Below are 18,386 nucleotides of genomic sequence, written 5' to 3' on the forward strand. Positions count from 1 at the left end.
ATGTCAGCCCTTGAACCGCGCGTGCAGATTGTTGTGCTTCCAGGTGCCCGCTTCGCTGAACTCGTTGATTTCGAGCGACAACGCGAGCCCCTGCCGTTCGAACTCAGTGGCGAAGCGCTGCTTGATCAGCGCGAACAGCGCGTCGCCGGTCGCCTTCTTGACGGCCTCCGGGCGGCCCGCGCCGATCTTCAGATTCGCGTGCAGGAACGCGGCGTCGGGCCGCCCATCGGCGATGCAGTACTGGTCGCAGCGCAGCGCACGCACGCGGATGCCGCCGAGCGGATAGACGCGCTCGCCGTTATCGCGCTGCGCGTCGAGGCACTGCGCGAGGTCTTTGCATAGATCGCCGAGGCGTTGCGCGTCCGCGAGGTTGGCGCTGTATTCGAGTGTCAAGTGAGGCATGGCGATTCCTTCGCGAATGTCAGACGGGTAGCGGCGTGACCGGGAAGATCGCGTTGATCTGGCCGGTGCCCGAACTGCCGAAATAAGGCGTGACGACTTCGACCTTGCCGTCGTAACGATCCCAGCCGAGCGCACCGAGCAGCATCGCGGTATCGTGCATGCCACCTTCGCCCCAACATTTCTCGTTGTAGAGCGGCAGCATGTCGCAGAAGGTCTTCCAGTCGCCGGCTTCCCACATGCGCACCACGCTGCGATCCATCTGTTCGAGGAACGGGCTCCACACTTTGTGCATGAACTGCTCGGCGGTGCCGTTGTTCGCGAAGTGATGCGACAGCGAGCCGCTCGCGAGAATGGCCACCGTACCGTCGTAGCGTTCTTCGATGGCCTTGCGTACCGCGAGGCCGAAACGCGCGCTGGTCGCGAGGTCGTGCCACATGCACCAGCCCGCCACCGACACCGCCTTGAAGTGCTGATCGCCGTTCATATAGCGCATCGGCACCAGCGTGCCGTATTCGAGCTCGAGCGTGGTCTCGCTGTGCGCGCGGCTTTTCACGCCCATTTCGTTGGCGACGTCCGCGATCAGCTGACCGAGCCCGACATTGCCCGGATACGCGTACGGCATGTTCCTGATGAAATGCGGCAGCTCGTTGCTCGTGTACACGCCTTCGAACTTCGGCGCGCAATTGATGTGGTATTCGCTATTCACTAGCCAGTGCACGTCGAACACGACGATCGTATCGACGCCAAGTTCGCGGCAGCGTCGGCCGATTTCATGGTGTCCGTCGATCGCGGCCTGACGGCAACCCTTGTGCGGACCGTCGAGCTCGGATAAATACAACGACGGCACATGTGTAACTTTTGCTGCCAACGCGAGTTTGCCCATCGCGGTCTCCAGTGTCGAGCGGAGTTAGAGCGTCAGCTCTTACTCCGGTCCGATGCTTTAGCAATTTCGTTTGACGTCGCGATCAATTGCCCCAGCGCGGAATATGATGCGAGCCGAGCGACACGCAGACGTTCTTCGGTTCGAGGAACACTTCGTAGCTCCACGTCCCGCCTTCACGGCCGACACCCGACGCCTTCGTGCCGCCGAACGGCTGGCGCAGATCGCGCACGTTCTGGCTGTTCACGAAGCACATGCCGGCTTCGACGGCGGCCGCCACGCGCAACGCGCGGCCCGTGTTCTCGGTCCAGATATAGCTCGACAGACCATACGAAATATCGTTGGCGAGACGGATCGCCTCGGCTTCACAGTCGAACGGAATCAGGCACGCGACCGGTCCGAAGATCTCTTCCTGCGCGATGCGCATACGGTTGTCGACGTCGACGAACACGGTCGGCGTGACGAAATTGCCGTGACGCAAGGCGTCGGGCAACTCGGGCGTATCGAGCCCGCCGCACGCAAGCGTGGCACCTTCCTTCGGGCCGAGTTCGATATAGCTGCGCACTTTCGCGAGATGCCCCTGGCTGATCATAGGGCCGACGATCGTGCTGTCCGCGAGCGGATCGCCCACCGTCAGACGCTTCGCGCGCTCGACGAAGCGCTCGGCAAACCGCGCGTAAATGGAGCGCGGCACGAAAATGCGCGAGCCCGCGGTGCAGCGCTCGCCATTGTTCGAGAAGATCATGAACACCGCGGCGTCGAGCGCGCGTTCGAAGTCGGCGTCGTCGAAGATCACGAACGGCGACTTGCCGCCAAGCTCCATCGAGAACTTCTTCAGGCCTGCGGTCTGCACGATGCGATTGCCGGTCGCGGTCGACCCGGTGAACGACACCGCGCGCACGTCGCGGTGCGCGACGAGTGGTTCGCCCGCTTCCTTGCCATAGCCGTGCACGACGTTCAGCACGCCCGCCGGGATGCCCGCTTCGAGCGCGAGCTTGCCGAGCATCGAGGCGCTCAGCGGCGACAGCTCGCTCATCTTCAGCACAGCGGTGTTGCCGAACGCGAGGCAGGGCGCCACCTTCCAGGTGGCCGTCATGAACGGCACGTTCCACGGCGAGATGAGCGCGCACACGCCGACCGGATGAAACAGCGTGTAGTTCAGATGCGAGTCGGTCGGGTACGTGTGGCCGTCGACGCGCGTGCACATCTCGGCGAAATAGCTGAAGTTGTCGGCCGCGCGCGGCACCAGTTGCTTGCGCGTCTGCGAGATCGTCTGGCCGGTGTCCTTCGTTTCGGTCTCCGATATTTCCGGCACGTGCTTCGTGATCAGCTCGCCGAGTTTACGAATCAGCTTCGCGCGTTCCGCGGCGGGTTTCGCGGCCCAGGCGGGGAAGGCGCCTTTGGCCGCTTGCACGGCCGCATCGATCTCCTTCGCGCCGCCGCGTGCGACCTCGGCGAGCACTTCCTGGGTGGCCGGATTGACGGTTTCGAAATAGTCGCTCGAGGTGCACGCCTCGCCGTTGATCAGATGGTCGATCGGCATTGCCTTGTCCTTTCGCTGTTCGGTGGGTTTTTGCTGTCGATCAGGCGCGGCCGAAGTCCGCGTCCGAGGCGATCGTGTTGACGAGACGGCCGAGGCCGTCGATTTCGCAGACGACTTCGTCGCCCGTGTTGACGTTGACGATGCCTTCGGGCGTGCCGGTCAGGATCACGTCGCCGGGCGCGAGCGTCATGAAGCCGCTCAGGTATTCGATCAGTGCGCGGATGCCCGTGACGAGATCGCGCGTATTGCCGCATTGCTGACGCGTGCCGTTGACGAACGTGCGCAGCTCGAGCTGCGTGACGTCGGCGACGTCGGCGGCGTCGACGAACCAGGGGCCGAGCACCGTGCCGCCGTCGCGATTCTTCACGCGCAGATTCGGGCGATAGTAATTTTCGAGGTAGTCGCGAATCGCGTAGTCGTTCGCGATCATGTAGCCCGCCACGTGCTGCATGGCGTCTTCACGCGCGACGTTTTGCGCGGTTCGCCCGATCACGACCGCGAGCTCGCACTCGTAGTGCATGAACGTGACGTCGGCGGGGCGACGCGTGACGCCGCGATGGCCGAGCACCGTGCCGGGCCCCTTCAGAAACACCAGCGGTTCTTCCTGTTTGCTGAACTGCAATTCCTTCGCGTGCTCGGCGTAGTTCAGACCGAGCGCGAAGATCGTGCCGACTTCGATCGGCGCAAGCCAGACCACTTCGTCCTCGCGACGCACGCGGCCGTCGGCTAGGCGCACACCCTGCTCGTGCGGATACGCTTCGTGAATCGCTCCCGCATAGGCGACGCGACCGCGCATCATGACAGTTCTCCGTTTCGTTGATCCATGCCGATGAACGATATGGTTAAGGGCGGCAGCGTGCCGATCGACAGCGTGGCCGTATCGCCGACGTGCGCGACCGGCGAGCCGTGCCGGACGCCGAGCGTGAGCACGTCGCCCGCGTTCAGCGTCATGAAATCGGTGACGTCGGCGAGCAATTGCGCGACGTTGCGCACCGAGGTTGCGGTGCTTGCCGTGAACGGTTCGGCGCGGTTCAGCGAGACGGCGATGTCGAGCCGATCCGGCGCGGCGACGTGGCGCGCGGCGACGAGCGCCGGTCCGATCACGCAGAAGCCGTCGCATGCGCGCAGTCGCACGTTCGGGCGATACACGTTGGTATGCGGCACGCTCAGATCGCCGACCAGCGTATAGCCGGCGATGTAGTCCGCCGCGCGCTCGACGCCGACGCGCGTCGCGGTACGGCCGATCACGATGCCGAGTGACGCGCCGACCTCGACGCCGAGCGTGTTATCCGGCACGACCACGCGCGCCCGATGCCCGGCCAGCGTGTTGCGCGGCTTCAGATACAGAATCGGCGCTTTCGGCGGTGCCTTGTACGGTGCCGCATGCACTGCGTCGCCCAGCGCGTTCAAGGCGGCGCGATCGTTCAGCAGGGCGCCGTACACGACGCCGCTGACCGGCGCGCGACACGCAACGCCGCGTGCCAGCAACGCGGCCGCGGTGTGCGCATCCACGTCGCGAGGCAGCGCGTCGCCTTCGGGATGCAGCAGATGATCGGCAAGGGCAAACATAAATGCGCAGCCTCGTGGCGAAAGTTTTGCGAAAACACTAAGATGTTAGTAGTATCCCGCTTGATATCATCGACGGTCAATAGGCTGCCGGTTGATCGCGGGTTTTCCCGTAAGCTTCGACAGCTGTTTTTTTCTGATTCCTTGCCGCCATGTCCGCTGCGTCCACCCGAGTTTTGCACCGCAATTTGCCGATGCTGTTGTTACGCGCCCGCGAAAAAATGATGGAGCGTTTTCGTCCGTTGATCACCGCGCATGGACTCACCGAGCAGCAATGGCGAGTGATTCGCGCGCTCAACGAGCACGGCCCGATGGAGCCGCGCCACATCTCCGACATCTGCACGATTTCGAGCCCGAGCATGGCCGGCGTGCTCGCGCGCATGGAGAGCATGGAACTCGTGACGAAAGAACGTTTCGCGGAGGATCAGCGGCGCGTGCTCGTGTCGCTGACCGATACGAGCGTCGACCTGGTGCGCGTGATTTCGAAGGATCTCGAGGCGCACTATCGCGAGCTCGAGCGCAAGGTGGGACCGGAGATCGTCGAGCGCGTGTATCGCGCGGTCGACGATCTGTTGGCGGGGTTGTCGGAAGAGGATGAGTGACGCGCTGACTTACCAGCCGTAAAATCGCTGCCATTCGACGCTGCTGCCGTCCGGCGCAACCGCGTGATACTCGGGGAACTGCGCGCCGGTCGCACAAGCGTGGTTCGGCAGGATGCGCAGTTTCGTACCGATCGGAAAGCGCTGCGCGATGTCGTCGGTCCGTGCATCGGCTCGCGCATCGGCCGCAACCGCCGCAAGAATCCCATGCTCCTGATTGGCGCCGCTCACGACATAGTCCGGCAGCAACGTGCCATTGAGCAAACACGGCTGCCCATAGCCGAAATCGTGCGACTGCCGCGACGTACCGCGATCACGGCTTAACGCCATCCAGCCCGCGTCGAGAATCGCCCAGCCTTTGTCTTCCTGATGACCGATCACGGTCGTGAGTACGCTAAGCGCGATGTCGTCGAGCGTGCAAACGCCCACGTTGTGCATGACCAGATCGAACAGCACGTAGACGCCGGCCCGCACCTCGGTGACGCCTTCGAGATGCCGCGCGGCGAGCGCGGTCGGCGTCGAACCGACGCTGACGGCCGGACACGCGATGCCCGCCTCGCGCAACCGTTCGGCGGCGCGCACGCAGCCCGCGCGCTCCTGCTCCGCGAGCGCGGCGAGCGCCTCAGGCGTATTCAACTCGTAGCTCGAACCCGCATGGGTCATCACGCCGCCGACCTTCACGCCGTTCTCGTGCAGAATCCGCCCGACGTCGAGCAGCGTCTGCTGTTCGGGCTGGATGCCCGAGCGATGTCCGTCCGTATCGACCTCGATCCAGACCTCGAACGTTTCGCCGTGCTGGTCGCCGAACGCGGCGATCGCCGTGGCGGCGGTCGGATTGTCGACCACGAGCTTCAGTTCGCAGCCCTGGCGGCGCAGCGCGAGCGCGCGCGGCAGCTTCGACGGAACCATGCTGACGGCGTACAGGATGTCGTCGACGCCGGCCGCGAAGAACGCTTCCGCTTCCTTCAGCGTCGACACCGTAATGCCGCGCGCGCCGGCGGCGATCTGCGCGCGCATGACGTCGATGCACTTGGTGGTCTTCACGTGCGGCCGGAACGCGACGCCGAGCGCATTCATCCGCCCCTGCATCCGCGCGATGTTCTTCTGCATCCGCGCGACGTCGATCAGCGCGGCCGGGGTTTCGATCTGTTCGAGTTTCATGTTTGCACCTGAGGAGCGAGGTGAGGTTGGAGATTCAGTGACGACGATCGCGGCCAAAGCCTGCGAGCCACGGCACCAGCCCATCGAGCGAGGCCGCTTCGACCTCGGGCGCCTGCGCTCCCGTGACGAGCGGCAGGGCGACGTGGTTGTGCCAGTAAGTCCGCAAACCGACGGCCGCGGTGCCGAACATGTCGTAGCTCGAGCCGGCGACGAACGCGGCGCGGCGCGGCTCGACGCCGAGCTTGTCGAGCGCGAGGCGGTACGGTTGCGGGTCCGGCTTGTAGACGCCGGCTTCCTCGGCGGTCACGATCGCGTCCCAGCTCACGGGCAAGAGCGCGGCCGCCTGCGAGCCGAGCCGCGTCGAGCAATTGGTGACGACCGCGAGCTTGCAGTGCGGCGCGAGCGCGTGCAACGCACCGAGCGCGCCGGGCCACGGCGTCAGGTTCAGCCAGTTCGCCTGGAGCGCGTTCGCGGCCGATTCGGACAAACCGACTTGCGTGGCGGCCTCGCGCACCAGTTGTTCGTAGGGAACGTAGCGGCCGCAGCCGTATGTCAGACGCAGATAGGCGGCACGCCATGCGCGGCCCGCTTCGTCGGAGCCTGCCGCACGGTTCCATGAGGTCCACGAGTCGAGCAGGGCGGTTAGGAGGTCGAACAGGACCGCGTCGGGGTAGGCGGGGGTGTCGGTGGAATGGGCGGCGGCAGTCATGATTGCATGGGGCCGGCTGTTGAGGATGAGTCAATTATAGGTTTTCGATAGTACGTCAGCGTTCAGATAGGTTGACTGTTAGATTCAGATGGACTGAATCACCGCCGCCACGGTGGCAACGGCCTGAAGCGGCCTTGCAGATACTGCATGAAATGGCGCGTGCGCGCGGGCAGTCCCGCCCGCTGATGCGTGAGCGCGATCACGTTCGCGTCCGGCGCTTTCCAGCCCGGCAGCAGACGCACGAGTTTGCCCTTCGCAAGATCCTCGGCGACGTCCCATTCGGAGCGCAGAATCACGCCGCGTCCCTCGCAGGCCCATTGGCGGATCACGTCACCGTCGTTGCAACTCAGATGCGCGGACACGCGCACGCCGCGGCGCGTGCGGCCCTTGCTGAACTGCCACAGTGACACGTCCTCATTGTTTTCGCGCAGCACGATGCATGGCAGCCGGCTCAACGCATCCGGCGATTCGGGCTGGCCGATTCGCCTGACGAGCGCGGGCGCCGCGCAGACGAAGCGCGCGTTCGGCGCGATCGTATAGCCGACCAGGTTCGACGGCGGCAGCTCGCCGATATGCACGACGATATCGAAGCGATCGAGCGTTTCGGTCAAGGGCCGGTCGGACAGCGTCAGCGCGACGTCGATGTCGGGGTTCTGCTGCTGGAACTCGCCGATCAGCGGCGCCAGATGGCGTCGTCCGAAACCGAGCGGCGCATTGATCTTCAGCGTGCCGACGAGGCCGCCGCGGCGCGTTTGCAGATCGTCGAACAACGCGTCGAACTGCTCGATCAGTTCGGCGCCGCGCTCGCACAGCAGCAGGCCTTCGTCGGTGAATTGCAGGCGGCGCGCGCTGCGGTTCACGAGCTGCATGCCGAGCTTCTTTTCGAGTTGCTGCAGGCGCTGCGTGACCGCCGACGGCGACAGCGCGAGTCGGCGCGCGGCGGCGATCAGGCTGCCGCTCGCGCGCAGCGTGAGCAGGAAGCGGATATCGGCCGAATCGTTCATGGGTGCGAGCTGGGTGCAATGGCGGGAGCGGGGAATCTCGCAGCATAATGCGTCCGGATCGATCACAGGGTAAAGTGGCGCTTCCAGTCTATTGATCCAACTATTGGAAGAGAAGTCCCATGCCGTTGCCTCATGAGTCGTCCGCGTACGACGCCGCGCCCAATACTCCGCTGAAACAGGCGGTTTTTCTGCACACGGGCTGGCGCAGCGCGGGCACATGGGTGTGGTCGCGGCTGCGCGAACACGAGCGGGCGGCCGGTTTTTACGAGCCGCTCAGCAATGTGCTCGCCGATCTCAAACCCGCCGACGTGCCCGCCTCGCGGCCGACCTTGACCTCGGGGCACCCGCCGCTCGCCGCACCCTACTTCGACGAATACCGCCCGTTTCTGCGCGAAGATGCGCGCGGCGTGGCGGGTTACGAGCGGCGCTTCAGCATCGATCGCTTTACGCGCGATCCCGATGCGACATTCCCGTCACTGCAGGCCTATCTGCGTGCGCTGAGCGAGCACACGATCGAGCAGGGCCGCGTGCCCGTCTTCAAGTTTTGCCGCACGGGCGGTCGTCTGCCGTGGCTGAAGCGCGCGTTTGCCGAGGCGCTGCACGTGGGCGTGCTGCGCAATCCCGCATCGCAGTTCGCATCGGGTTGGATGCTGCGGCAGCAGTGGAGCAATGCATTCTTTGTCGCCGCGCCGTTTCGCGTGCTCGGTCTGAATCAGATGGACCCGCTGGTGCGCGAAGCGATCGGCGTGTGCGGCGTACGCCTGCCGCCGCTACCGTCGATGCCCGATGACGCGTATGCCGTCGCCTGCGAGCAATTCGCGCGCACGGTGGACAGCGACAACGCGTATCGCGCGTTCATTGCGTTGTGGATCCTCTGCGCGCTGCGCATGGGCGAGGGCGTCGATTTGCTGATCGATATGGAGCGGCTCGGCGAGTCGCGCGACTACGCGGCCCGTCTGCGCGCCGCGTTCGACGCGCAATGCGGCTTGTCGCCCGACTTCACGAGCGCGCGCGATCTGGTCGAGGAAACGCGCCGCGGCGCGGCGCGTATGACGGGCATCGACGGCGGCGCGTTGCGCGCCGTGCATTCCGCCGCGCTTAAATTCCTGAAGGCGCAGGCGGGCATCGACGCGGCCTTCGTCGAGGCGGTGCGCCAGAAGATGGTGCTGGCCAACGAGTTGACCGAAACATGGCGCTAGCCGTGCGAGGCCAGCGCCGCGCGGCGTATTTCCGTGGCTAGCCCGCCGCCGATACCGCCGCGCAGCCCGAGCATATAGCTGTCCACGCCGAAGCCGCAAATCTGTCCTTTGACGATCTCCGCAAACACCGACTGATGCCCGAACGCTTCGCCCGGTCCGCGGCTTTGGCGTAGGTCTTCAGGCGCATCGTCGGTACCGCGAGCGAGCCGAACGTGCCCGCGCCGGCGACGGCGATCCGGGTGCGGTTCATGAGCGGGTTCCCTGAAAGTCCTGATCAAGACGCGTTAAAGGGCAAGCGGGCTCAAGCAGCGGCCTTTTTCGCGTCGGCCATGCTCTGCGCGCGCATTGCGTCGTAGCTGAGCTTGTCGAGCGGCACGACGTTCTTTGCGCCGAGGTCGCCCAGCCGCACACGGAAGTTCTCACGCGCGCTCCATGCGGCGATCGCGCAGACGATCGTGATGGCGAACGTGATCGCGCCGATCGTCAGCGGCACGTTGTGCGATCCCGGCGGCGCGACGTAGGCGAACAGCGCCGGCAGCAGCGCGGTGATCGTCGTGCCGATGTTCTGGCCGATCGCCATCGCGGAGACGCGCGAACGGGTCGGGAACAGTTCCGGATAGAAGCTCGGGAAGATCGCGTTGTAGCCTTGATAGATGACGCCCCACATCAGGATCGACACCACCATCGCAAGCGGCACGTTGCGGATGCTGATCGCGTACAGATACGCGAAAGACAGCAGCCCTGCGCCGAGCGAGCCGACGATGATCGGCATACGCCGCCCGATCCGGTCGGACAGATTGCCCACGTACGGAATCACCAGCACCGCGACGATGTTGCCGATCACCGGAATCCACAGATACAGGCTCTTCGAAAAGCCGATGCCGTACGACGGCTGCACCGCGTACGCCGCGCCGAAGATCGTCGCGACGACCGGGATCACATTCATCAGCGAGCACAGCACGACGCGCAGCATGTCGCCCCAGTTGTACTTGAATGCTTCGACGATCGGCGAGCGCGGCACGCCTCCGCTCGCGTCCTCCTTCTCGAACGCGGGCGTTTCCTCGACTTCGCGGCGGATGATGTACCCGGCGATCAGCACGACCGCGCTGAGCAGGAACGGAATGCGCCAGCCCCACGCATTGAACGAGGCGTCGTTCATGAAATAGGCGAGCGGCAGGAAGATCGCGGCGGCCAGAATCTGGCCGGCCTGCACGCCTTGCAGCGTGAAGCTCGCGTAAAAGCCGCGTCGCCCGAATGGCGCGTGTTCGAGGATCATCGAACTGGCGCCCGAGATTTCACCAGCGACCGCGAAACCCTGGATCAGTCGCAGCACGACGAGCAGCACCGGCGCGAGAAAGCCGACGTGCTGATAGGTCGGCAGCAGACCGACCGCCATCGTCGACAGACCCATCAGGAACATGCAGACGAGCAGTACGTTCTTGCGCCCGTGTGTATCGCCCCAGTGCCCGAGCACGACCGCGCCGATCGGCCGCGCGACGTAGCCGACGCCGTAGGTTGCGAGCGATGCGACGATCGCGATCTTGGGATTACCGGAAGGGAAGAACAACTGAGGAAAGATCAGGGCGGCGGCCTGCGCATAGATGAAGAAATCGTAGTACTCGAGTGCCGAGCCGATCCAGCCGCTGGCGGTAGCCTTGCGCGCCTGCGAGCTATGCCCGCTGCTTGCCGATGCGTTCGTTTGCATGACGCCTCCTGAATGCGAAATGTTTTTGTCAGCTTCTACGGCTGAATCATTGGCGCCTTTAAACGGGCGCCGCGCAAGCCAGGATTTTCCTGGTCTCGTTGCCGCGGTGCCGCACAACGGGATGGATCGACGCGTGTCACGAGCTGCCGCGGCGCACTCCGGGTTAACCACGGCCTGAGTGCGCCGGGCATTGCATTCAAACCGGCTTCAAGCGACTGCCCCTTGCCCCACTGTTTCGCGGCCGCGACGACCGCTTCGGGGTCTGGCGCCTGAGCGGGCCGCATGGCGAAAGGAGCGTGAAGGTGACGGGCACGGTCGCGTCGAATCTGAGCGACATCGTCGTGCAGTGGGCGAAGGAGGGATACGGGAGTGTGGGCGGTGACGGCCGAGCGCTTGTCGTCGTCGGCGCGGATTCAGGTGTGCATCGAGTTTCTCGGGGAGCAGCTGACGCGCGGACCGTGTGCACTGGTGACGCGCGGCGTGGGCGGACTCTGAGCTGCGCCTGCCCGGATCCGGTGCTCACACGCTTGCGCGTTTACACGCTCGAAGCCGTATCCTCTTCCGCCTCGTCCAGCTCGCTACGCTGAACCGTCGTTACGGAGTCGGGAATGACCGTGGTGGCCGTGACGGGCCGCGGATCTTCGATGCTGTAACGCAGGCGCCAGCCTTCGCGATAGAAACGCAGTTGCCGGTATCGCATCAGATAGACAAGTCCGACGAGCGCGGCGCCGAAGCCCGATGCAGCGCCGACGCCGAGCGCCCAGCGTGGCCCGAAACGGTCGGCGACCCAGCCGACCACCGGCGCGCCGAGCGGTGTGCCGCCGAGCGCGATCGCGAGCAGGATCGCGATCACGCGGCCGCGCATGGCCGGTTCGGTGGTCAGTTGCACGAGGCTATTGGTCGAGGTGGTGAAGGTCTGCGTCGACACGCCGATCGCGATCAGCACGATGCCGAACAGCACGTAGTTCGGCATCAGCGCAGCCGCCGTGCAGCCGACGCCGAACATCGCGCCGGCGCCGAGCAGCAGCCCCATGGTGGGCCGCGCGCGGCGCGCGGCGAGCAGAGCGCCGGTGACCGAGCCAATCGCCATCGTCGAGCTGAGCACGCCGTACTCGCCCGCGCCCGCACGGAACGCGGTGACGGACATCGTCGAGATGAAGATCGGGAAGTTCAGGCCGAAGGTGCCGATCAGGAACAGCATCAGGAGCGCCGCCTTCAGATCGGGGCGTGTCCAGACATATTTGAAGCCTTCGACGAAGCTGCCGCGCGAGCGCACATTGCGCGGCTTGATATGTAACTGGTCCAGCCGCAGCATGCGCAGTGCACCGAGCACGGCGACGAACGAAAGCGCGTTGATCAGAAACACCCAGCCACTGCCCACCGACGCGATCAACAGACCCGCGACCGCTGGCCCGAGCATGCGCGCGGCGTTGAACGACGTGGAGTTCAGCGCGACGGCATTCGCGAGATCGCGTTCGCCGACGAGGTCGGATACGAAGGTTTGGCGTGCGGGGGAATCGAACGCGGTCACGCAGCCGAGCAGGCCCGCGAATATGTAGACCTGCCATAGCTGCACGAGCCCCGTGACCGTGAGCAGACCGAGCGCGAGCGCCAGCGTACCCATTGCCGCCTGGGTCGCGAACAGCAGCTTGCGGCGGTCGAAGTGATCGGCCGCGTAGCCGGTGAGCGGCAGCAACAGCATCTGCGGCCCGAACTGCAGCGACATCACGATGCCCACCGCCGTCGCGTTGTGATGCGTAAGCTCGGTGAGCACGAGCCAGTCCTGCGCCGTGCGCTGCATCCATGTGCCGATGTTCGAGACGATCGCGCCGCTCGCCCAGACACGATAGTTGAATATGCGCAGCGAACGGAACGTGGTGCTCACGGCAGGGGTTTCCTCAACGCGGGGTGGGCCGCATGCGGGTAGCGGCCGGCTTCAATTCAGGCTTTCAGCGCGCGAACGTTCGAGCAGATCGAGCACTTCCCGCGTCGTGCCGGTTTCGCCGAGGCGCGGGAAGATGCGCGTGATGCTGTTGGTGTGCGCGTCGGCGTTCAGATCAGTCATCGCGTCGACGACGAGCGTGACGTTCAGGCCCGCCTCGCTCGCGAAGCGCGCGGTCGATTCGACGCCGATGCTGGTCGCGACACCGACGAGCACCACTTGCGTGACGCCTTGCTGTTGCAGATACGCGGCCAGGTCCGTGTTCGTGAAGGCGCCCCACGTGCGCTTCGTGACCAGATGGTCCGACGGCTGCTGCTTCAGTTCGGGCAGAAGGTCGGCGAAATCGGGCGGGAAGTCGGCGGAGTGGCGACCCTGGTCGGTGCGGCCCGGTGCGCCGGCGGTGACGTTCACGAGCACGACGGGCAGGCCGTGGCGGCGGAACGCATCGAGCAGCGTAACCGAGCGTTCGACGATTTCGCGGGCCGGATGGGGGGCGGTGGGCAGCGCGACGATGCCGCGCTGCAGGTCGACGACGACCAGTGCGGTTTTGGCGTCGAGAGTCGTGAGTGCCATGAAGTGCTCCTGCGAGTGGCGGGACGCGTGTGCGCGAATCGCGAGTTACAAATCGACGAGGCGTTTCAGCAAGTCGACGCCCGTCGCGAGTTGTTGCTGTTCGGCTGCCGTGAAACGCGTTTGAATCGTGCGGTACAGCCAGTCTTCGCGTGCCGCGCGGCTTGCCTTGACCTTCTTGCGAAAGGAGGGTGTCAGCGACAGAACCGTCTGCCGTCCATCGTTAGGATCGGGCGTGCCGCTGACGAGCCCCGCGGCTTTCAGGACCGCGAGCGTTTCTCCCATCGACTGCGGCCGCATGCCGTGCGCACGCGCGAGCGAGGTGACGGTGGCCGGGCCTTCGCGTTCCAGCAAGTTCAGCACCTGCACCTGCGACGGCGTGAAGTCGCCGACATGCGACTCTTCGCGCAGACGCCGGCGCAGCTTGCCCGCCAGCACGCGCAGATCTTCGGCGAGCGTATGAAGTTCTTCCGGCGTAACTGCGGGAGGGGATTGGGTCATGCGGTGAACTCGTGCGATGACATGATGTGAAGGTTTCCTGATAAGGTTACCTTCGTATCTCGCCCGGGTCAAGTTTTGAGGTGGCGGGAGGCCGTACGCCGAAACGTCGCCACGATGGCCTCAGCGCGCCCGCATGCGCCGGTTGAAAAAGCGCCATACCGCTCCGCCGACGAGCATCGCACCGCCGAGCGCGAGGCCCAGCAACACCAGCGAACTCAGATGCTCGCGCACCACCGGCACGTTGCCGAACAGATAGCCGCCCGCGATCAGCGAGACCACCCACAGCGCCGCACCCGCGGTGACGAACGCGACGAAGCGCGAGAACGTCATGCGCGACACGCCCGCGGCGAACGGCGCGAACGTGCGCACCACGGCGATGAACGGCGACAGCAGGAAGGTCAGGCGGCCGCGCGTCTCGCTGAACACGTGGGCGCGGCGCAGCGCATCGCGATTGAGCCAGTAGTAGTTGCGGATATAGACCTTGTCGCCGACCGCATGGCCGATCGCGTACCCGACGCTGCTGCCGGCCACCGTCGCGACGAACAGCACGGGCGCGATGATCCACACGTTCAATGCGCCGGTGGCCGCGAGCGCGCCGCAGATGAAGATCAGCGGATCGCCGGGCAGAAAGAACAGCGGCAGAAAACCGTATTCGACGAACACGACGACAAACAGCAGTGCGTAGATTGCCGTGCCGAACTGCACGATCAGCGCGCTCAGGTGCTGGTCGAGGTGCAGCGCGATCTGCAGCACATTCATCAGGTTCATCTTGGCGTGGCCTCGGGTGGCGTTCGGATGTGATGAGTGTAGTCCCGCGAGCGTGCGTGCAGGGCGCTTGCGCGAGTTTATGCCATATGCCGCTTGTCGATGTGGCGGTGCCGATGTCAAACTCGGGCGGTCTTCATCGGACGCAACGCCATGTCGCACGATTCCGCCATCACTTTCCGTTTTGCCTCTTTGCACGAAGCCGAAACGATTCGTGCCATCGAATTCGAAGCGGGCCAGCGTTTCGTCAGCGTCGGCATGACCGGGATTGCCGACGCGCCGCCTATCGCGCGCGAGGTCGTCGAGCGCAAGATCGAGGCGCGCGAGATCATCGTCGCGCTCGACCAGCAGACGATCTGCGCGGGCTTCGTGATGTTCGAGCCGCAGCCGACGCGCATCTACGTTCAGGAACTCGATGTGCTGAGCTCGCACGCGGGCAGGCGCATCGGCGCCGCATTGATCGAAGAGGTCGCGCGAATCGCGCGCGCGCGACAATTGACACAGCTGGTGCTGTCGACGTATCGCGACGTGCCGTGGAATGCGCCGTATTACCGGCGGCTCGGGTTTCGCGATCTCGACACGTCGGAGCTCGACGCGGCGTTGCTCGCGCGGCGCGACGCGCATATCGCGCGCGGACTCGATGAATCGAAACGGGTGTTTATGCGGCGCGAGCTTGTCTAGCGCACAAAAAGCGGCGGGCGTGACTGGAATTCAGTCACGCCCGCCGCTTTGTCATTTCATACAGCGGACATGAGTTCGCTGTCGCTACCGTTTACACCGTTTCGAGCGCCGGATAATCGGTGTAGCCGACTTCGCCGCGCGCATAGTACGTCGCCGGGACCGGCTTGTTCAGCGGCGCATCTTCAGCGAAGCGGCGCACCAGATCCGGATTCGCGATGAACAGCTGACCCCAGGCCACCGCATCCGCTTCACCGGAGTCGAGCACCTGCTGCGCGCTTTCCCTGGTGAACTTCTCGTTCGCGATATACGGGCCGCCGAACGCTTCCTTCAACTGCGGGCCGAGGCGGTCGTGGCCGAGCGCTTCACGTGCCGCGATAAACGCGATCTTGCGCTTGCCGAGTTCGCGCGCGACATAGCCGAACGTTGCGGCCGGATCGGAATCGCCCATCGTGTGCGCGTCGCGGCGCGGCGCGAGATGCACGCCGACGCGGTTTGCGCCCCACACGCTGATGCACGCGTCGGTGACTTCGAGCAGCAGACGCGCGCGGTTTTCGATCGGGCCGCCGTAGGCATCGGTACGCTTGTTGGTGCTGTCCTGCAGGAACTGGTCGAGCAGATAGCCGTTCGCGCCGTGCACTTCGACGCCATCGAAGCCCGCGGCCCTGGCGTTTTCCGCGCCCTTGCGGAACGCTTCGACGACACCGGCGATTTCATCGAGCTCGAGCGCGCGCGGCGTCACAAACGGACGCTCGGGACGCACGAGGCTCACGTGACCACCCGCCGCGATCGCGCTCGGCGCGACCGGCAGCTCGCCGTTCAGGAACAGCGGATCCGAAATACGGCCGACGTGCCAGAGCTGCAGGAAGATCTTGCCGCCCGCGTCGTGCACGGCCTGCGTGACGAGCTTCCAGCCTTCGACCTGCTCCTGCGACCAGATGCCCGGCGTTTCGGCGTAGCCGACGCCTTGCGGCGTGACCGATGTCGCTTCGCTGAGGATCAGACCGGCGCTCGCGCGCTCGGCGTAGTAGCGCGCCATCAACGCGTTAGGCACGCGGATTTCCTCGGCGCGCTGACGCGTGAGCGGCGCCATGATGATGCGGTTCGGCAGCGTGAGATCGCCAATTTGCAGCGGATCGAAAAGAGTCGGCATAAGAGTTCACCTTTGGCGGCGGGCAAGGCCCGAGCCTCAAAAAACTGCGTGAAAAAGGAAGCGCGGCGATGCGAATGCGGCGCTCAGAGCTTCGCGTTCATGTATTCGAGGAACGCCTGAATGACGGGCTCGTTGCGTTTGAAAAACACCCATTGACCAACCCGTTTCGACGTGACGAGCCCCGCGCGCTGCAACGCGGCCAGGTGCGCCGACACGGTGGACTGCGACAGGCCACAGCGCGAGTCGATCTTGCCCGCGCACACGCCGTGGTCGAGCGGCAACTCCTGATCGGCAAAATGCGCGTGCGGCTCGCGCAGCCAGCCGAGAATCTCCCGGCGGACCGGGTTGGCCAGCGCTTTGTGGATCGCGTCGAAATCGGGCGTCATGTGGATGGTTTTCAGGTGATTCGGCAACCGGCACGCCGCATGGCGTGCGCGACATGCATCGCTACAGAACGAATCATATATCGGAACTTAACGATATTGGTGAAAACACTACTGCGGATGGGGCGATAGGCATCGAATGCAGCAGGCAATGCTGGCGCTGCATCGCATGCGCGAGCAACTTGTGAAGTTCCGGACCATGCAAATCAACGGCTTGCGCGGACGGCTAACCGAGTACGGGGAAGTTACGGCTAAAGGACGGGCGTCGGTGCCGAAGCAGACCGGTTCGGGTGGCAAGGTAAGCCTTCACGGCATAAGTAAGCGCGGCGCTTGACGTGACTCCCCACTTGCGCATCTGGATTGCTGTTCGTACGTCAACTCTTTCGTCGACTCTGCGTCCGGAACTCAGTAGGCGACATCGAGAGCTCTTTACGGAAAAGCTTCGACAGTCTCTCTCCGTTGCTAAGACCGGTTCTACGAGCGATCTTGTCCACCGGAAGATCGCTGTTGGCGAGCAGCTTGCACGTAAGATCGAGCCGCGCACCAAGAAGGTACTTTGAAGGCGTAACACCGAGCTCCCGTTTGAACAGACGCAGGAAATTGCGCTCACTCATCGAAGACGTGCGCGCCGCATCGCCCACCGATATGGGCTTCGCGCAGTTCTGGACGATCCAACGCGCCGACGCACGTGCTTTCTCGGCGAGCGTCTTTGCATCCATCTCTTCGAACGCGGGGGCCAATGTACGCCCGCCATCCGAGCCGAGACGGTCCGCCACGCGCGCGGCCAACTCCGCTCCCAGATCCATCTTGAGCAGTGCGAGCGAGGTCACCAAAGCCTGATCGCGATCATGCTCCGCAGCGCTCGCGGATAACGATCGGAGACGGATATCATGCTTCATCGAAGGCCAATCGCGCCGCGCCACGCCGGCAGCCGACAAAACCATGTGCCCATTCCCGATCGCGGTGACACGGACGCCTCTTGCACAAACCAGTCGCAACAGATCAATGAGGTTGTCGTCGACGGAGGCGTGCGCGACACCACTTCCGCTGGGAACGAAGAGGTTGTCGAGACGATCGAAATCGCGCGTGGAAAAATGCTCTGTCCAAACCATCATCGATGACGAGCACGCAACCGCTCCACCGCCAGCCGAGATGAGGTTCACGCGATATGTCACGGAATGATTCGAACTTTGCGATTGTAATTCATTAGCGACATGCAGAGCTTCGGCGAGCGTGCCGGCGTCCAGCAACGAAAATCCGTCATACAAAATAATCGCCACGTGCTTCACGATTGTCGAACACTGAACAGACCGAATGTCCTGTCTCGGACAATCAGGCGGTGCTAGCGCGTCAGATAAGATTGGCGTCATGCGGCCTCCAGTTCGGCAGGTTTCTATTCGTCACACGGAAAGAAGACAGGATTTCCATGTGTCGTCGGACTTCGATTCTCGCGTTTTCAGATTATTCTCGCCGTTTTAATCGACAAGGTTTCAGGCGAGAAAAATACGTTGCCGAAGGGCGGTGGTGCAAGCCCGGCATCCAGGTCGCGGCGCGCGATAAAAACGACTGTCAGCGGAAAATGCAGCGGCCTTGCCTCAGTGTCGAGATGCAAGGTGTCCGCCTCAA

At 64.3% G+C, this 18,386-nt stretch carries 20 protein-coding genes and 3 pseudogenes; 5 read left to right on the top strand and 18 right to left on the bottom strand.

Annotated elements, in window-relative coordinates; translation table 11 throughout:
* Positions 1 to 3 precede the first annotated feature (3 nt).
* From OKW39_RS40060 to OKW39_RS40080, 5 genes are all read right to left on the bottom strand, one after another.
* Positions 4 to 402, bottom strand: coding sequence for a 5-carboxymethyl-2-hydroxymuconate Delta-isomerase (locus OKW39_RS40060; RefSeq protein ID WP_187617791.1), 399 nt, complete (start codon positions 400 to 402; stop codon positions 4 to 6).
* A 19-nt stretch (positions 403 to 421) separates the two neighbouring features.
* Complete coding sequence (hpaD, locus tag OKW39_RS40065) at positions 422 to 1,285, bottom strand: 3,4-dihydroxyphenylacetate 2,3-dioxygenase (protein ID WP_090806341.1); 864 nt, start codon at positions 1,283 to 1,285, stop codon at positions 422 to 424.
* Between the two features lie 82 nt (positions 1,286 to 1,367).
* Positions 1,368 to 2,825 carry a 5-carboxymethyl-2-hydroxymuconate semialdehyde dehydrogenase gene (gene hpaE / locus OKW39_RS40070; protein ID WP_429565174.1) on the bottom strand — a complete coding sequence of 486 codons (1,458 nt, stop codon included), beginning with the start codon at positions 2,823 to 2,825 and terminating at the stop codon, positions 1,368 to 1,370.
* A gap of 40 nt (positions 2,826 to 2,865) precedes the next feature.
* Positions 2,866 to 3,624: a fumarylacetoacetate hydrolase family protein gene (locus OKW39_RS40075; RefSeq protein ID WP_429565175.1), complete on the bottom strand. Its 759-nt coding sequence runs from the start codon at positions 3,622 to 3,624 to the stop codon at positions 2,866 to 2,868.
* The gene (locus tag OKW39_RS40080; RefSeq protein ID WP_429565176.1) at positions 3,621 to 4,394 is read right to left on the bottom strand and encodes a fumarylacetoacetate hydrolase family protein; all 774 of its coding nucleotides are present in this window, start codon (positions 4,392 to 4,394) and stop codon (positions 3,621 to 3,623) included. The genes OKW39_RS40075 and OKW39_RS40080 overlap by 4 nt, the downstream gene beginning before the upstream one ends.
* Before the next feature lie 191 nt (positions 4,395 to 4,585).
* On the opposite strand from OKW39_RS40080, the gene hpaR reads away from it, so the two are divergent.
* Entirely contained in the window at positions 4,586 to 4,993 is a 408-nt protein-coding gene (gene hpaR, locus OKW39_RS40085; protein WP_090806334.1) for a homoprotocatechuate degradation operon regulator HpaR, read from the top strand.
* 9 nt (positions 4,994 to 5,002) lie between these two features.
* Here the strand turns inward: hpaR and OKW39_RS40090 are convergent, their stop codons facing one another.
* The 3 genes from OKW39_RS40090 to OKW39_RS40100 form a co-directional block, all read right to left on the bottom strand.
* Complete coding sequence (locus OKW39_RS40090) at positions 5,003 to 6,151, bottom strand: DSD1 family PLP-dependent enzyme (RefSeq protein ID WP_429565177.1); 1,149 nt, start codon at positions 6,149 to 6,151, stop codon at positions 5,003 to 5,005.
* A gap of 34 nt (positions 6,152 to 6,185) precedes the next feature.
* Positions 6,186 to 6,860: an HAD-IA family hydrolase gene (locus OKW39_RS40095; RefSeq protein WP_429565178.1), complete on the bottom strand. Its 675-nt coding sequence runs from the start codon at positions 6,858 to 6,860 to the stop codon at positions 6,186 to 6,188.
* 98 nt (positions 6,861 to 6,958) lie between these two features.
* Positions 6,959 to 7,864 (bottom strand): LysR substrate-binding domain-containing protein, encoded by a 906-nt coding sequence (locus tag OKW39_RS40100; RefSeq protein WP_429348285.1) that lies wholly within the window; start codon positions 7,862 to 7,864, stop codon positions 6,959 to 6,961.
* A gap of 119 nt (positions 7,865 to 7,983) precedes the next feature.
* On the opposite strand from OKW39_RS40100, the gene OKW39_RS40105 reads away from it, so the two are divergent.
* The gene (locus tag OKW39_RS40105; RefSeq protein WP_429565179.1) at positions 7,984 to 9,063 is read left to right on the top strand and encodes a hypothetical protein; all 1,080 of its coding nucleotides are present in this window, start codon (positions 7,984 to 7,986) and stop codon (positions 9,061 to 9,063) included.
* On the opposite strand, the pseudogene OKW39_RS40110 reads toward OKW39_RS40105, so the two are convergent.
* Positions 9,060 to 9,212: pseudogene (locus tag OKW39_RS40110) on the bottom strand (type II 3-dehydroquinate dehydratase); the annotation flags it as partial. The gene OKW39_RS40105 and the pseudogene OKW39_RS40110 sit on opposite strands and share 4 nt — an antisense overlap.
* A gap of 152 nt (positions 9,213 to 9,364) precedes the next feature.
* The gene (locus OKW39_RS40115) at positions 9,365 to 10,768 is read right to left on the bottom strand and encodes an MFS transporter (RefSeq protein ID WP_429334085.1); all 1,404 of its coding nucleotides are present in this window, start codon (positions 10,766 to 10,768) and stop codon (positions 9,365 to 9,367) included.
* A gap of 230 nt (positions 10,769 to 10,998) precedes the next feature.
* On the opposite strand from OKW39_RS40115, the pseudogene OKW39_RS40120 reads away from it, so the two are divergent.
* Positions 10,999 to 11,263: pseudogene (locus OKW39_RS40120) on the top strand (LysR family transcriptional regulator); the annotation flags it as partial.
* Positions 11,264 to 11,303: 40 nt separating this feature from the next.
* Here OKW39_RS40120 and OKW39_RS40125 read toward each other — a convergent pair.
* From OKW39_RS40125 to OKW39_RS40140, 4 genes are all read right to left on the bottom strand, one after another.
* Positions 11,304 to 12,653 carry an MFS transporter gene (locus OKW39_RS40125; protein WP_429565180.1) on the bottom strand — a complete coding sequence of 450 codons (1,350 nt, stop codon included), beginning with the start codon at positions 12,651 to 12,653 and terminating at the stop codon, positions 11,304 to 11,306.
* A 51-nt stretch (positions 12,654 to 12,704) separates the two neighbouring features.
* A complete protein-coding gene (locus OKW39_RS40130; protein ID WP_187613095.1) occupies positions 12,705 to 13,283 on the bottom strand; it encodes an isochorismatase family protein in 579 nt (192 codons plus the stop codon).
* A gap of 45 nt (positions 13,284 to 13,328) precedes the next feature.
* Complete coding sequence (locus OKW39_RS40135; protein ID WP_184065162.1) at positions 13,329 to 13,781, bottom strand: MarR family winged helix-turn-helix transcriptional regulator; 453 nt, start codon at positions 13,779 to 13,781, stop codon at positions 13,329 to 13,331.
* 120 nt (positions 13,782 to 13,901) lie between these two features.
* On the bottom strand, positions 13,902 to 14,549 hold the full coding sequence (locus OKW39_RS40140; protein WP_187613097.1) for a VTT domain-containing protein: 648 nt from the start codon (positions 14,547 to 14,549) through the stop codon (positions 13,902 to 13,904).
* A gap of 150 nt (positions 14,550 to 14,699) precedes the next feature.
* On the opposite strand from OKW39_RS40140, the gene OKW39_RS40145 reads away from it, so the two are divergent.
* Positions 14,700 to 15,227, top strand: coding sequence for a GNAT family N-acetyltransferase (locus tag OKW39_RS40145; protein WP_429565181.1), 528 nt, complete (start codon positions 14,700 to 14,702; stop codon positions 15,225 to 15,227).
* Positions 15,228 to 15,318: 91 nt separating this feature from the next.
* Here OKW39_RS40145 and OKW39_RS40150 read toward each other — a convergent pair whose 3' ends face one another.
* Entirely contained in the window at positions 15,319 to 16,377 is a 1,059-nt protein-coding gene (locus OKW39_RS40150) for an alkene reductase (RefSeq protein WP_429565182.1), read from the bottom strand.
* A gap of 83 nt (positions 16,378 to 16,460) precedes the next feature.
* Positions 16,461 to 16,763 (bottom strand): ArsR/SmtB family transcription factor, encoded by a 303-nt coding sequence (locus OKW39_RS40155; protein WP_090806305.1) that lies wholly within the window; start codon positions 16,761 to 16,763, stop codon positions 16,461 to 16,463.
* A gap of 139 nt (positions 16,764 to 16,902) precedes the next feature.
* On the opposite strand from OKW39_RS40155, the pseudogene OKW39_RS40160 reads away from it, so the two are divergent.
* A pseudogene (locus tag OKW39_RS40160) lies at positions 16,903 to 17,040 on the top strand (IS110 family transposase); the annotation flags it as partial.
* 94 nt (positions 17,041 to 17,134) lie between these two features.
* Here OKW39_RS40160 and OKW39_RS40165 read toward each other — a convergent pair.
* The gene (locus OKW39_RS40165) at positions 17,135 to 18,049 is read right to left on the bottom strand and encodes a GlxA family transcriptional regulator (protein WP_429565183.1); all 915 of its coding nucleotides are present in this window, start codon (positions 18,047 to 18,049) and stop codon (positions 17,135 to 17,137) included.
* Positions 18,050 to 18,216: 167 nt separating this feature from the next.
* Positions 18,217 to 18,372: a hypothetical protein gene (locus OKW39_RS40170; RefSeq protein ID WP_429565184.1), complete on the bottom strand. Its 156-nt coding sequence runs from the start codon at positions 18,370 to 18,372 to the stop codon at positions 18,217 to 18,219.
* Between the last annotated feature and the right edge of the window lie 14 nt (positions 18,373 to 18,386).

It is taken from the genome of Paraburkholderia sp. MM6662-R1 (genome assembly GCF_050436245.1).
Lineage (GTDB): Bacteria > Pseudomonadota > Gammaproteobacteria > Burkholderiales > Burkholderiaceae > Paraburkholderia > Paraburkholderia tuberum.

Bases quoted from the DNA above. Each gene is read 5' to 3' on its own strand.
- OKW39_RS40060 (WP_187617791.1), bottom strand. From the start codon at position 402: ATGCCTCACTTGACACTCGAATACAGCGCCAACCTCGCGGACGCGCAA.
- hpaD (WP_090806341.1), bottom strand. From the start codon at position 1,285: ATGGGCAAACTCGCGTTGGCAGCAAAAGTTACACATGTGCCGTCGTTG.
- hpaE (WP_429565174.1), bottom strand. From the start codon at position 2,825: ATGCCGATCGACCATCTGATCAACGGCGAGGCGTGCACCTCGAGCGAC.
- OKW39_RS40075 (WP_429565175.1), bottom strand. From the start codon at position 3,624: ATGATGCGCGGTCGCGTCGCCTATGCGGGAGCGATTCACGAAGCGTAT.
- OKW39_RS40080 (WP_429565176.1), bottom strand. From the start codon at position 4,394: ATGTTTGCCCTTGCCGATCATCTGCTGCATCCCGAAGGCGACGCGCTG.
- hpaR (WP_090806334.1), top strand. From the start codon at position 4,586: ATGCTGTTGTTACGCGCCCGCGAAAAAATGATGGAGCGTTTTCGTCCG.
- OKW39_RS40090 (WP_429565177.1), bottom strand. From the start codon at position 6,151: ATGAAACTCGAACAGATCGAAACCCCGGCCGCGCTGATCGACGTCGCG.
- OKW39_RS40095 (WP_429565178.1), bottom strand. From the start codon at position 6,860: ATGACTGCCGCCGCCCATTCCACCGACACCCCCGCCTACCCCGACGCG.
- OKW39_RS40100 (WP_429348285.1), bottom strand. From the start codon at position 7,864: ATGAACGATTCGGCCGATATCCGCTTCCTGCTCACGCTGCGCGCGAGC.
- OKW39_RS40105 (WP_429565179.1), top strand. From the start codon at position 7,984: ATGCCGTTGCCTCATGAGTCGTCCGCGTACGACGCCGCGCCCAATACT.
- OKW39_RS40115 (WP_429334085.1), bottom strand. From the start codon at position 10,768: ATGCAAACGAACGCATCGGCAAGCAGCGGGCATAGCTCGCAGGCGCGC.
- OKW39_RS40130 (WP_187613095.1), bottom strand. From the start codon at position 13,283: ATGGCACTCACGACTCTCGACGCCAAAACCGCACTGGTCGTCGTCGAC.
- OKW39_RS40135 (WP_184065162.1), bottom strand. From the start codon at position 13,781: ATGACCCAATCCCCTCCCGCAGTTACGCCGGAAGAACTTCATACGCTC.
- OKW39_RS40140 (WP_187613097.1), bottom strand. From the start codon at position 14,549: ATGAACCTGATGAATGTGCTGCAGATCGCGCTGCACCTCGACCAGCAC.
- OKW39_RS40145 (WP_429565181.1), top strand. From the start codon at position 14,700: ATGTCGCACGATTCCGCCATCACTTTCCGTTTTGCCTCTTTGCACGAA.
- OKW39_RS40150 (WP_429565182.1), bottom strand. From the start codon at position 16,377: ATGCCGACTCTTTTCGATCCGCTGCAAATTGGCGATCTCACGCTGCCG.
- OKW39_RS40155 (WP_090806305.1), bottom strand. From the start codon at position 16,763: ATGACGCCCGATTTCGACGCGATCCACAAAGCGCTGGCCAACCCGGTC.